9 protein-coding genes are annotated in these 12,967 nt (G+C 45.6%); 2 read left to right on the top strand and 7 right to left on the bottom strand.

The window, feature by feature from the left end; genetic code table 11:
- Nucleotides 1-99: 99 nt before the first annotated feature.
- Nucleotides 100-4,371 (bottom strand): PAS domain S-box protein, encoded by a 4,272-nt coding sequence (locus WBA89_RS08485; RefSeq protein ID WP_424405578.1) that lies wholly within the window; start codon nucleotides 4,369-4,371, stop codon nucleotides 100-102.
- Between the two features lie 292 nt (nucleotides 4,372-4,663).
- Here WBA89_RS08485 and WBA89_RS08480 point away from each other — a divergent pair, with 292 nt between their 5' ends.
- Nucleotides 4,664-6,031, top strand: a complete 1,368-nt coding sequence (locus WBA89_RS08480) for a TldD/PmbA family protein (RefSeq protein WP_424405580.1) — start codon at nucleotides 4,664-4,666, stop codon at nucleotides 6,029-6,031.
- A gap of 405 nt (nucleotides 6,032-6,436) precedes the next feature.
- Here the strand turns inward: WBA89_RS08480 and WBA89_RS08475 are convergent, their stop codons facing one another.
- Entirely contained in the window at nucleotides 6,437-6,586 is a 150-nt protein-coding gene (locus WBA89_RS08475) for a hypothetical protein (protein ID WP_424405576.1), read from the bottom strand.
- 363 nt (nucleotides 6,587-6,949) lie between these two features.
- Nucleotides 6,950-8,125 carry an 8-amino-7-oxononanoate synthase gene (gene bioF / locus WBA89_RS08470; RefSeq protein ID WP_424405574.1) on the bottom strand — a complete coding sequence of 392 codons (1,176 nt, stop codon included), beginning with the start codon at nucleotides 8,123-8,125 and terminating at the stop codon, nucleotides 6,950-6,952.
- Between the two features lie 66 nt (nucleotides 8,126-8,191).
- Between bioF and WBA89_RS08465 the strand changes: the two genes are divergently transcribed.
- Nucleotides 8,192-9,127: an exopolyphosphatase gene (locus tag WBA89_RS08465; RefSeq protein ID WP_424405572.1), complete on the top strand. Its 936-nt coding sequence runs from the start codon at nucleotides 8,192-8,194 to the stop codon at nucleotides 9,125-9,127.
- Between the two features lie 262 nt (nucleotides 9,128-9,389).
- On the opposite strand, the gene WBA89_RS08460 is transcribed toward WBA89_RS08465, so the two are convergent.
- The 4 genes from WBA89_RS08460 to WBA89_RS08445 form a co-directional block, all read right to left on the bottom strand.
- The gene (locus WBA89_RS08460) at nucleotides 9,390-9,608 is read right to left on the bottom strand and encodes a hypothetical protein (RefSeq protein ID WP_424405570.1); all 219 of its coding nucleotides are present in this window, start codon (nucleotides 9,606-9,608) and stop codon (nucleotides 9,390-9,392) included.
- An 11-nt stretch (nucleotides 9,609-9,619) separates the two neighbouring features.
- On the bottom strand, nucleotides 9,620-10,741 hold the full coding sequence (locus WBA89_RS08455; RefSeq protein WP_424405568.1) for a glycosyltransferase family 4 protein: 1,122 nt from the start codon (nucleotides 10,739-10,741) through the stop codon (nucleotides 9,620-9,622).
- 152 nt (nucleotides 10,742-10,893) lie between these two features.
- Nucleotides 10,894-11,412 (bottom strand): acetolactate synthase small subunit, encoded by a 519-nt coding sequence (gene ilvN / locus WBA89_RS08450; RefSeq protein ID WP_424405566.1) that lies wholly within the window; start codon nucleotides 11,410-11,412, stop codon nucleotides 10,894-10,896.
- A gap of 113 nt (nucleotides 11,413-11,525) precedes the next feature.
- Nucleotides 11,526-12,967, bottom strand: a 1,442-nt coding sequence (locus WBA89_RS08445) for an RNA-guided endonuclease InsQ/TnpB family protein (RefSeq protein WP_424405564.1), incomplete at its 5' end; no start/stop codon positions are given.

Genomic DNA, 12,967 nt, shown 5'->3' with positions numbered 1-12,967 from the left:
GAAAGGACGGGCGGGACGCCCATCCCACAAACTTGTCTAAATTATTTAATTCACGATCCTTACCGCTGGCTGGAATTGCCTAAATTTGCCGATCGGAATTTAGGTTTTGCCGATCGGAATTTCAATCTTAAAAGTCGTTCCCCGTCCCATTTGGGAAATACACTCAATCTTCCCCTTGTGCTTTTCTACCACAATCGAATGGGCGATCGACATTCCCAACCCCGTACCTTTCCCCACAGCTTTTGTCGTAAAAAACGGGTTAAAAATGCGATCGACTATCTCATCGGGAATGCCCGTACCGTTATCCGAAATTTCCACCATCACAGTGTTTTGCGGCGTGACACCAGTGCAAATAGCAATCCTGCCGGGATTTTGCTCTGCTTCAGAAACCGACAACTTACCGTAGCGTTCCTCAATCGCATCAATTCCATTAGCAATAATATTCATAAACACCTGATTTAGTTGGCTCGCGTAGCACTCCACAAGCGGCAGTTTGCCGAACTCCTTAATTACTTCAATTTCCGCACGCCTGTCGTGACTCTTCAAACGGTGCTGCAAAATCAACAAAGTGCTATCAATTCCCGCGTGAATATCCACAGGCTTCATTGCCGATTCGTCCAGCCGCGAGAAATTTCTGAGCGACAAAACAATTTGCCGAATCCGCTCGGTTCCCACCTGCATCGAACCCACAAGTTTTCTTAAATCTTCTGCCATGAAGTCCAAATCTATCTCTTGAATGCGATCGACAATTTTTGCATTAGGTTCCGGATACTCCTGTTCGTAAAGAGTCACCAAACCGAGCAACTGTTGCGTATACTCTTTGAGATAATTAATATTAGCGTGAATGAAATTAACCGGATTATTAATTTCGTGAGCGATGCCGGCAACCAACTGCCCCAAAGAAGACATTTTTTCAGTTTGAACGAGCTGAGCTTGAGTAGAGCGCAATGACTGCAGCGCTGACTCCAACTCTCCGGCTCTTTCTCTTTCTCGCGCCTCGCTTTGTCGCAGAGCTTCCTCTGCTTGTTTGCGAGTCGTAATATCCAGGGCAAATCCAATTATTACTTGGGGCTGACCCTCAGCATTCCTGCTAAAAATAGTATCCCGAGTTTGCATCCACAAAAATTGACCTGTTCCGGCCCGCATCCGGTACTCAATTTCCCTAATTTCGCCATCTTCAACTTCTACCAAGCTCGCGTGATGTTTCACGACTTCAGGCAAATCTTCAGGGTGTACTAACTGAGGAATCACTGACGAACCCATCGCTGCAATCTCGTCAAAACTATAGCTTAAAACCTTACCCACCGAAGAATTAATGTAGATATTTCGCTGTTCTTCTAAGTCGTAGAGATACAAAATACCGGGACTAGCATCGGCGATTTTTTGAACGAACTGCTGGCTTTCTTGCAAAGCTAACTCGGCTTGTTTGCGCTCCGTCACATCAATAGTGATGCCGTCCCAAAGAAGATCGCCGTTTTCTTTAGCTTCAGGACGCGCAATTACCTGAAACCAGCGAATTTTCCCAGAAGGCAGCACCAGCCGTCCTTCCCACTGCCAAGGTTGCAAATTTTGCGCTGAAACACCAATAGATTCGTAATAATTTTGGCTGTCGTCGGGATGAACCAAATCTATTAGCAAAGCCGCATTTTGCATCACAGCTTCGGATTCTAACTCAAACATTTCTCCGGAAGCAAGACTCAGGTAAGGGAAACTCACAGAGCCATCCGGACGCAGCAAACATTGATAAATCATTCCAGGCAAATTAGCCGACAGCTTTTGGAATTTTGCCTCGCTCAAACGCAGTGCTTCCTCTGCTTGTTTGCGCTCCGTAATGTCAGTAATTGAACCCACAATGCGGACTGCTTTTTCATTTTCGTCCCACAAAGCTTGTCCGCGACTGAGTATCCATTTGTAGGAGCTGTTGTAGCACCACAAGCGGTATTCGACGATGTAGTGGGGCGTTTTTCTATCTAAATGGTCTTGGAAAGCTTGCATTACTAAGGCTAAATCGTCGGGATGCGTGCCCCTGTTCCATTCGTCAAAGTGATCGAGTTCTGGTCTGTGTTGGTATCCGGTGATTTCTTTAAATCGATGGGACAGGAATATTTCTCCTGTTTGCAAGTTCCAATCCCAAATGCCGTCATTGTTGCCTTTGAGCGCTAACTGCCAGCGCTCTTCACTTTGCATCAATTGAGCTGTGCGTTGTTTGACTATATTTTCTAGTTCTTGATTGAGGTGTTTGAGACTTTCTTCTGCCTGTTTGCGCTCGATCGCAATTCCTGCTAAATTCCTGACAGCTTCGATCGATTGCAGCTCAAAATCTTGGGGAGTGCGCGGTTGGCCGTAATACAGGGCAAAAGTTCCCAAAACTTGACCCTCAGATGAAAAAATCGGAGTTGACCAGCAAGCTCTCAGTCCAAAACTCAAGGCTAAATCTCGATAATTTTCCCACAAAGGATCGCTGGCAATATCTGTCACGATTACTTGTTCGCGGCGGTAGACAGCAGTGCCGCAGGAACCGACATTCGGGCCGACGGCTACTCCATTAATAGCAGCACTGTAACTGTCGGGCAAACTCTGCCCTGCTGCGTGCAGCAAATGTTGACCGTCTTTATCTAACAGCAAAATCGAACCCATGACATCTCTCGATTGCTGTTCGACAATTTCAATTAAACTATTTAAAGTATCGCCGAGAGGAGCGCTCTTAGCAATCATTTCTAAAATTTGTTTTTGAGCGTTCAACCATTTTTCAGCTTGTTTGCGCTGAGTAATGTCGCGGGCCATCCAAATAAAAGTGTTTTCCTGCATTGGAGAAATGTTAGCGACAAACCAAACTTCTTGGTGGTTGAGTTGCAGGCTGTATTCTATGGAACGGGTCTGTTTTGTGTCGGCGACAAGTTGAATTTGACTGAGGAAAAAATCTGCTGTTTCTGGTGGCAGGATATCGTGCAGAGTTTTGTCTATAAGTTCCGGCGACGGTTTGTATAAAAGTTCGGGATTTGTGGGGGCAATTTTTAGATAACGTCCCTCAATATCAATGACAAAAATTACGTCGTTCATGGCAAGGAATAAAGCTCGCAATTCTGACTCAGAAGCTTGCAGGGCGATTTCAGCTTTTTTGCGATCGCTAATATCTGTACCCACCGACAGCAGCCCGATCGATCGCCCTTTCGCATCGAGCAAAGGTGTGTTTGTCCAAGCTACCCACACTTTTCCCCCGCTGCGGCGGATGTTTTGATTTTCGTTTTGGAAGTATTTGTCCGGCTGTGCCGCGCAGTCTCGAATTATTAGGGCTAAATGATTTTCTGACAAATCGGCCGGATCTACAATTGTGCCGATCGGGCTTTTGCCAATTATTTCGGCTTCTAAATACCCGAAAAAATTTTCTGCAAACTCATTAAAAAAAGTAATTTTGCCCTCACTGTCTAACTTCACAATGATGCTGTTAGCATTCTCCACCAACTGCCGGTACTTAGCTTCGCTGGCGCGCAATTTCTCCTGCCCGTACACCCAGCTAAAGGTTACTGCCCCGCTGAAAACAGCCAGCCAGCCACCGCCAAACAGCAACCACCCCCGCAGCGGCGAATTCTGCCGCCATCCCCCCGCCGGAATTGCTGCCAACTGCCAGGAACCGTTGGGCAAAGTGATTTCCAGAAGTGCGGGATTGTTCTGAAAAATCGACTTGTCGCCGAAAAACACGTCCCCGATCGCTCCTTTGCCGTCTTTGCCGCGCACAGCGTATTGCAGGTTTGCCGAGGAATCATTGAGTCCCGCTTCCTGCAAGAGATCGTGTTGGTCGATGAGAACCCCTATCAAGCCCCAAAAAACCCCTGTTTCGAGTTCTGCGCCGGGGGGTGTGAGAAAAATGGGCGATCGACCGATGAACCCCAAATTCCCCGCCAATAATTTCACTGGCCCGGCAAGCACAGTTTTTCTACTGGCGATCGCCTCTTCGACCATTTGGCGCTGTTGGGGTACCGTTGTCAACTCAACCCCGATCGCCTGTTCATTGCCTTGAAGCGGATACATATAAGCAATGGTTGTGCCTTTAACTAAACCTAGGCTGCGAATTCCCCTTTGCTGTGCCATGAGAATTCTCGCCATCGCTGCAAACTCAGCTTCGGTGATGTTTGGGTTGTTGGAAACGTAAGCCACCAAACCCCGCATCAAAAACAGCCGGGAATTCAAAGACCCTTCCAGCTTAGAACGGACTGTGCTGAGCCGATCGATCGTGCTAGCGCGTTTGTACTGCAAAAATCGCTGTTGTTCCGATCGATCTAAAGTGCCAACTCCGACCCAAATTGCTACTGATGTGGCAATTGCTGCTAAATAGGGTGAAATTTGAAATTTTTTAATCTTAAAGTATTCCATTTGCAGGCGGTTGAAGTATATTTTTACGTCTTTAGATAGATTTATTTTAATTCTATTTTTCTAGGCAGATGCAATATTTCCGGGATACCGGGCTTTTGGCAAGAGTGGAGGGGTAGGCACGGGGGCACTACCCCTACAAGACAAAACCCTGATTTTTTCTAGAATGAAACAGCCCAGACTCTCCCTCTCCCCGTTCGGACTCGCGCACCCGAAAGACGGGATTTATTGGTTAAAATGGAGTTAGCAATAATTTTTGTCAGCGCTGGGCGTAAATCTTCATAGGGGCAATTTGATGCAGGAACAGTTGATGGAAGCGATCGCACCTTACCGCGATCGAGTAGATTATTTAGAAGTTCGCCTCGAAAAAAGCGAGTCAACGGCGATTAGTTTTCGGGGCCCTGGGTTAGATGCAGTCAACCGCAGTTTCAGTCTCGCAGGCGGCATCCGCGCCTGTCACAAAGGCGGCTGGAGTTTTGTAACTTTTAACGGTTTAGCTGAGTTAAAATCCCGAATTGAAGAAGCTGTCGTTCAGTCTCGTTTAGTTGGTAGCGAAAAAACTGTACTAGCAGATGTCACCCCGATTCAAGATTATGTAGCGGTAGAATTGGGCCGCGACCCGCGCTCTATTACTTTAGCAGAAAAACGCCAACTGCTCGAATCTTACAACCAGTTGCTGTTAGATTACGACCCGCGAATTCAGACGACAATGGCCGGTTACAGCGACAGATTTGGGATTACTTATTTTGTGAATTCTCAAGGCACTTGCATTGCTCAGGAGCGCTTGGACGTGACGGGGCGTTTCGGGGCGATCGCCCGCAATGAAGATGGTGTCGTCCGTCAAGGGTTTGAATCGATTCACTCGCGATCGGATTACAATGTCTTGACAAATATCGAAGATCGTGTTAAGGATGCCGCTGTTCGAGCTGTCGGTCAACTTGAAGCAAAATCGGTAAAAGGCGGCCAGTATCCAGTGATTTTAGACCCTTATTTGTCAGGGGTATTTATTCACGAAGCTTTCGGCCATTTATCGGAAGCTGACGGCATTTACGAAAACCCGAAAATGCAGGAATTGTTGACTTTGGGCAAGCCTGTGGCGATCGAACAATTGAACGTAATTGACGACGCAACCTTGCCGGGACTGCCGGGAACTCTCAAATACGACGACGAAGGCGTGCCCGCTCAGTGCAAGCATTTAATCAAAAATGGAGTTTTAGCAGCGAGGATGCACAATCGCGAGACTGCGGGCAAAATGGGCGAAGCTCCGACGGGAAATGCCAGGGCTCTGAGCGCTACTTTTATGCCGTTGGTGCGGATGACTAATACGGCGATCGAATCTGGCGCACATTCTTTTGACGAAATGGTGGGCGACATTGAGGAAGGAGTGTATGCAGTGCGGATGTTGGGAGGACAAACCAACGGCGAAATGTTTACCTTTGCCGCAGCCCAAGGCTTCATGATTCGCGACGGCAAATTGGCCGAACCGGTGAGCGATGTCACTTTAAGCGGCAATGTATTTCAGACTTTAAAGGATATTGAGTCGATCGGCAACGACTCAGTTTATGCCTACGGCGGCTGCGGAAAAGGCGGCCAAGGCGGTTTACCCGTCAGCGTCGGCGGCCCCCACCTGCGAATTAAAAATGTTGTAGTCGGAGGAAGATAATACAGTTCGTAGTGCGGACTTCAGTCCGCAGTTCGTAGTGAGGACTTTAGTCCGCAAAAATCCTTACTTCTTAGTCAATACGGTTCACTTAACACTATTTATACCCCGGAGATCCCCCTAAATCCCCCTTAAGAAGGGGGACTTTGATCGGATTCTTGTCCCCCCCTTCTTAAGGGGGGTTAGGGGGGATCTCCGGGCTTAACTAAACCGTATTTGTTTTTATCCCAGTCAGGTGCGTATTCCCCACCCAAAAGTTCCATAAAAAACCCGGTTTCATCAAGAAACCGGGTTTTTTCTATCAACTAATAGAGGAGTGAAAATTTAACGAATAGCGGTTGCGGGAATTCTGCATTTCTCGCACAACCCTCTAAACCAGACTGCAAACAATATTCTAGTGACAGCTTCTTACAACTGTTTCATTTCCTCTTCCAGCACCCGAACCAAATCTTGATTGCCACTGGCTCTAGCAACTTCGATGCGGTGCATCAGTTGCTTGTGAATGTTATCGCGGTGAGTTTCAGCTACTTTTCTTACGTTTTTGCGATTTGTGTTCATGGTGGACATTCCTTATATTTAATTTGGTGTACCGACTATTTCTAGTATATAGCGCGAAATTGCAAAAAGTATCTAAATTTACAAAAAGTTTACATTTACGAGCGATCGACCACAACAGTATAAGCTATTTTGCATAAGTCAATAGCGATATCTTGACAATTCCCATAATTTATTTAAAGAGCGGCATCTGTAGGGACACAGCCGAGCTGCAAAATTCCTGTGGGGCAGGCATCTTGCCTGCCCGCAAACAATATAATTCCGCACTTGCTGGCTGCAACCGGTGTATTTTTTCCAAAAACCCGGTTTCTTGAGCGGGAGTGCGTAAGCCCTGATTTACTCAAGCGGTGCGCGGTGGCGCGCGCCCTACATTGAGTCAAAACTCAAAACTTGCCCCAGCGCCTCTACCAACTGCTGCAAGTGTGCGAGCTCGTGAGTTGCCATCAGCGAAATCCGAATTCGGCTGACACTGACAGTCGGAGGCCGAATCGCCGGAGCAAAAATACCCATTTCCTTGAGTTTGCTGCCCGCTGTTAAAGCTGTGGCTGCATCTTTTAAGGGCAAACTGAAAATTGGGGAGAGGGAATTGTTAATTGGTAATTGGCGATTGGTAGCACAATATTTAAAAGTTTCGATATTTTGTTGCAAGCGCGATCGGCGTTCTGGTTCTTGCTGTACAATTCTCACAGCTTCCAAAGCTGCCGCCGTGTCAGCCGGGGTTAATCCGGTAGTATAAATCCAAGTCGCAGCTCGATTGCGGAGAAAATCAATTAAATCAGCAGAGCCCGCAACGTAGCCGCCCAAACTTCCCAAAGCTTTGCTTAGCGTGCCAACTTGGATTAGCGGCAATCCCGTACATCCGAAATGTTCCGCGCAACCGCCACCGCTAGCACCGAAAACTCCTGTAGCGTGAGCTTCATCTACTAATACCATGCAGTTAAATTGTTCCGCCAAAGCTAGCAACTGCGGCAGCGGGCACAAGTCTCCATCCATGCTAAAGACGCTATCGGTAATAATTAAACACTTGCGGTATTTTGCCCGATTTTGCTCTAGCTTGGCTTTTAAATCCTCAAGATGGCAGCGATCGTACTCTAGCACTGTTGCACCGCTGAGCGCTGCTCCGTTTTTGAGGCTCGAATGGTTGTACTTGTCAGATAATATCAAATCGCGCTTGCCGACAATTGAGGCGATCGCCCCTAAATTTGCTAAATATCCCGAACTGAACACCAAAGCGTCTTCGGTTTGTTTTAAATTAGCTATAGCCTGTTCTAGCTGTCGGTGCAAATCGCGGTGTCCGCTGAGCAACCTCGAACCCGTCGCGCCCGTACCAAATTCCTTTGTTGCAGCAACAGCCGCTTGAATTAACCTGTCATCGCCCGCCAGCCCTAGATAATCGTTGCTGGCAAAGTTAATCAGCCGGCGGTTTCCTAATTTTACCGCAGGGCCGGGGCAACTTTCGATCGATTGGGGCGATCGATACCAATCGGCACGGCGAACAGTGTCCAGGGATTTCTCTATCCAAGCGTAAGGGTCTGCGTTCATATTGTCCGGCGATCGAGTAATAAGTTATATTGTCTTATAATCAGTCACTGCCTATCACACAAGCATATGCCACTCACTAAAAAATACAGATTAGTCACCCGCAGCGATTTTGACGGTCTTGTCTGTGCCGTTTTGCTCAAAGAACTAGATTTAATCGACGAGATTAAATTCGTGCATCCTAAAGATATGCAGGATGGAAAAATCGAAATAACAAATAACGATATTAGCACCAACTTACCCTATGTTGAAGGAGTTCATCTCGCCTTCGACCACCACTTCAGCGAAACTCTCAGACACGAAAAAATCAAAATCAATCACATCATCGACCCCTATGCAGATTCAGCAGCTAGAGTGCTGTACAAATATTATGGAAGCAAAGCCAAGTTTCCCGATATTTCCGAGGAAATGATGGTGGCAGTTGACAAATCAGATTCCGCTCAATTTTCCAAAGAAGAAGTTTTGCATCCCGAAAAATGGGTGCTGTTAAACTTCTTAATGGATGCTCGAACCGGGTTGGGCCGGTTTAAAGAATTTACAGTTTCCAACTATCAGTTAATGATGCAGTTAATCGACTACTGCAAACATCACAATATCGACGAAATCTTGCAGCTTCCTGATGTCAAAGAAAGAGTAGACCTTTACTTCGAGCAATCAGAAAAATTTCAAGATCAAATACAGCGCTGCGCCAAAGTTTATGAGAAATTAGTTGTTTTGGATTTGCGGAACGAAGATGTAATTTATGCCGGAAATCGTTTTGTACTTTATGCTTTGTTTCCAGAGTGCAATATCTCGATTCACGCACTTTGGGGGCTGAAACAACAAAATACTGTTTTCGCAGTTGGCAAGTCAATCTTTAACAAAACTTCTAAAACTAATATTGGGGAGTTAATGTTAAGATATGGTGGCGGCGGCCATCAGAACGCCGGAACTTGTCAGATTGAAAACGATAAAGCTAGTAAGGTTTTGAAGGAGTTAATTGCCCAGATTGAGCAAAAAGGTTGAATTGGCTCGATATTTTTTGCAGTCAGGACTTGAGTCTTTGATTATTTGAATTTTCAGGACTGAAGTATGAACCGTCGAACGGGGTTTTCAGGACTGAAGTCCTTACTGCGAACGAAGGCTTAAATCAAATCCTTTCTTCCTCGAAATTATTCATCTCTCTCTTCCTTTGCGATAAGAGCGCTGACGCGCGGCGAAAGCCTAAAGCGACGAAAGCGGTTGAATCCTGCAGGTGCAACCGGACTTGGTATTATTTGTCGAATTTTTAATCTTGTGGGTTCTGGGGGTTGAGATTTTCTGAACTCTTGGCTTTGACTGCAGGTAAATGGTCTACCAAACCCATATCAAAAGCGATATCCGGCAAATCGTCAGCGTTATATTGTCCGGGTTCAAACAACCGCCCTGGAGTAAAACAAGGCTGTTTTAATTGTACCACTTCGCTAGGTGAAAACATTCCCCTAAACATTTTGCGTTCGAGTCCCATAATTTCCGCTCCTAAAACAACTCTCGCATTAATTTTAGCAATTTTTTGCCCGCCGCTTCCCAACTAAATAAATCGGCCGTCTCTCTAGCTTTTTGAGCTACCTGAAAGCGCATCGGGTCTTCGACAATTTTTCGCAACTGCTGGCGCACAGACTGAAGGTTTGGTTCTGCCCAATGAGGAGAATTTCGGATTTTCATATACTGAGTATCGTAACACTCTCCTACGGGAATTAGATCGCAAGCAATGGGATAGCAGTTAGCGGTATTGGCGTACTCAGTCGGGCCGCCGTACATTGTCATGGCGACGGGTAAACCTGCAGCAAAGGCATCCAAAATTTTAATCGCAAAACCTTCGCCGCGAAACGGAGCTAAAAAAGCATCTGCTGATAAGTATAAATCAGCTAGTTCTGCTTTACTAAAAAATTTAGGTCGGATTTGAATTTTTGACTGTGACTTGCCGAATTGCTTTTCAATATTTACAAGATGTTCCACTATGATATCAGGATTTTTGCCGCCATCTTTGATAATTAACTCTACGTTAGGATCGTTTTTAAACTCTTGATAAAATGCTTGAATGGCGAGGTCGGTGCCAAATCTATAAAAGTCATAAGAATTGGTCATGTGCAGAATAGATTTTATATCTTTTTTAGTTTTATGCGGTTGGGAAGAATAAAGTTGCGAGATTAAAGGATTGAAACCTAGAGGCACGACTGAGACTTTTTGGGCGCGACAGCCAGCTTTGATTAAAACGTTTTTAGAATATTCGCTTACTGCTAGTATGTGGGATGAATTATTGACGGCATCGTAAATCCAGTAATCATAATTATCATCGTTTCTGGTGAATTCGTAATTGATGGCAAAAAATTCTAGATTGAGATGTCCTTTGAGTTCTTTGAGAAAATAAGGTTTCCAGTAATGAGACCATTTGATTTGAAATAAATCTGATGGTGCGGTGTTCATCCACTTTGCTAGCAGGTGGTTTTCTTCTGCTGTGGAATTGCGGGTGATGTGAGAGGCGATGGGCGATGGTTCGACTGAAATAGGTATTCCCATTTTGTCTAATGTTGTCGCCAGGGATAGGGTAATGTCTGCGAAGGAGTTAAAGTCTTGAAAGCCGACGTTAAAGTGAACCATTTTTATGGGAATGGGGAATGGGGAATGGGGAATTGGGAATGGGGAATTGGGAATTGGAGGCAGAGCCTCCGGGTATTTCCCCGGCAGAGCCAGGAAACAAGACTAATAATTAATAACTAATAACTAATAACTAATAACTAATGACTAATGACTCAAACTTTTGCTTCCAAAGACTTAAGAAACTCGGTATTTACCCCCGACTCCCGCGTCATGGCAAGTTTTCCAGTCCGGGCAATTTCCTTAATCCCAAATCTATTCAGAACCTGGACAATTGCCACCATTTTACCCGGATCTCCGACAACTTCCAAAGTCAGGGTGTCATCACCAATATCCACCACTCGCGCTCTAAAAATCTGAGCTAACTCAATGATTTCCGATCGCGTCCCGCTAGCAGCATTAACTTTCAGCAACATCAACTCCCGTTCCACACAGGGAATTTCCGTTATATCCTGAACTTTCAGCACGTTAATCAACTTGTACAGTTGCTTGGTCAACTGCTCGATAATCTTGTCATCTCCCGGTACAACCATCGTAATCCGAGACACTCCCACTTGCTCCGCCGGGCCGACGGCCAGACTTTCAATATTAAAACCCCGACGGGCAAACAAACCAGCTATTCGAGTGAGGACACCCGCTTCATCTTCAACTAAAACCGAAAGAGTGTGTTTCATTTCTGCTCCATAAAACTCATCTAAAATTATCCAAAGTTATCCTTTGAATAATTAGTGTTTATTTCCTACGCTGTTGGGCGGTCGGCCATCCCAAGGTAAGTAGGCTATCCCCCTCAAGCCGAGGGTTCCCAGTTTAAAATATTTAAACTGGCGTTCAAGTCGCGGTCAATTGACCTATCACAAACAGGGCAATCATAAGTCCTAATATTCAGTGGCATATCTTGTTTTTGTCCGCAGTTGGAGCAACTTTTAGAACTCGGAAACCATTGGTCTACCAATACTAAACTTGCGCCATACATCTGACATTTGTATTCAAGTTGACGCTGAAATTCATAAAATCCCAAGTCTGATATCGCACCTGCAAGTTTGTGGTTGGCCATCATCCCTTTCACGTTCAAGTCTTCTATCTTAATTAGTTGGAAAGTTTTCGCTAAGTAAGTTGTTAGCTCGTGCAGGAAATCCTGGCGGATGGCAGATATTCGTGAATTAATTCGACTGATTTTTTTGTAGGTTTTGCGCTGGTTTTTAGAACCTTTCACTTGCTTTGAAGCCTGGCGTTGCAGTCTGGCTAGCTTGGTTTTCGCTTGCTTTAACGGCTTTGGGGCATCAAATACTTGCTCGTTTGAGAGGGTAGCAAAGGATTTAATTCCAACATCAATTCCTACGGATTCTTGAACTTGCTGACCGGGTAAACGTTCGGCATCAACACAGAAGGATATGAACCAGCGACTTCCCGATTTCGACAAGGTGAAAGTCTGGGACACCACACTACATTCCAGCGGTTCGTGCAGTCGGAATGTTCCGAGTGTGGGAATTTTAATTGTATTCCCAGCAGCCAGTAAAACTTTTCCGTTTGACGAATCTACTGTGAACGATTGCCCGTTTTTGCGACGGTTGAATCTGGGATGACCTGACTTGCCAGAGCGATACCGACTAAACGCATCTTTCAAATCAATCAATGCGTTTTGATAGACTCGGCTCGACAGTTGATTCATCCAATTGAATTGTGGTTGTTTTTTGATTTGACACTCCCCTGCCTTAAGGCGAGGGGATTCTTGGATCAACCAGTCGAACTTATCTCTGTTTTGTCGCCACCAGCGAGTAGAGATCGGTTTCCCAGCGTGAATTCCGGTGTGCCCCACCGTATTTAAATTGATTTTTGCACGGGCTTTCAAACCCTTGGCTAAAATATTTATTCCAGCGTTGTGGTCACGATCTAGTATCGTTCCGCAACCGCAAATATGCGTTCTGGTTGATAAAGTTTTCTTAACAATATCGCCACAGTTTGAACATTTCTGAGATGTGTATTGTGGCGGAACAGCAATAACTGTTTTGCTGTACACTTTTCCAAAATACTCCAACCATTGAGCGAACTGTGACCACGCAGCATCACTAATCGACTTAGCGAGTTTATGGTTTTTAACCATATTACGCACTTGAAGGTCTTCGTAGGCTACAAAATCGTTAGATTTTACCGCGCCGGGCGCCGTCTTAATGGCGAAGTCTTTGCGCTGCCGACTAACCTTTAGGTGCTTTCTTCCTAACTTGTTGATTG

This window comes from Microcoleus sp. (assembly GCF_049646505.1).
Classification (GTDB): domain Bacteria; phylum Cyanobacteriota; class Cyanobacteriia; order Cyanobacteriales; family Microcoleaceae; genus Microcoleus.
This window is presented reverse-complemented; position numbering and strand designations above follow the sequence as displayed.

Coding starts and splice junctions, on each gene's coding strand:
- WBA89_RS08460 (WP_424405570.1), bottom strand. CDS start 9,608: ATGGGACTCGAACGCAAAATGTTTAGGGGAATGTTTTCACCTAGCGAA.
- WBA89_RS08475 (WP_424405576.1), bottom strand. CDS start 6,586: ATGAACACAAATCGCAAAAACGTAAGAAAAGTAGCTGAAACTCACCGC.
- ilvN (WP_424405566.1), bottom strand. CDS start 11,412: ATGAAACACACTCTTTCGGTTTTAGTTGAAGATGAAGCGGGTGTCCTC.
- bioF (WP_424405574.1), bottom strand. CDS start 8,125: ATGAACGCAGACCCTTACGCTTGGATAGAGAAATCCCTGGACACTGTT.
- WBA89_RS08455 (WP_424405568.1), bottom strand. CDS start 10,741: ATGGTTCACTTTAACGTCGGCTTTCAAGACTTTAACTCCTTCGCAGAC.
- WBA89_RS08480 (WP_424405580.1), top strand. CDS start 4,664: ATGCAGGAACAGTTGATGGAAGCGATCGCACCTTACCGCGATCGAGTA.
- WBA89_RS08485 (WP_424405578.1), bottom strand. CDS start 4,371: ATGGAATACTTTAAGATTAAAAAATTTCAAATTTCACCCTATTTAGCA.
- WBA89_RS08465 (WP_424405572.1), top strand. CDS start 8,192: ATGCCACTCACTAAAAAATACAGATTAGTCACCCGCAGCGATTTTGAC.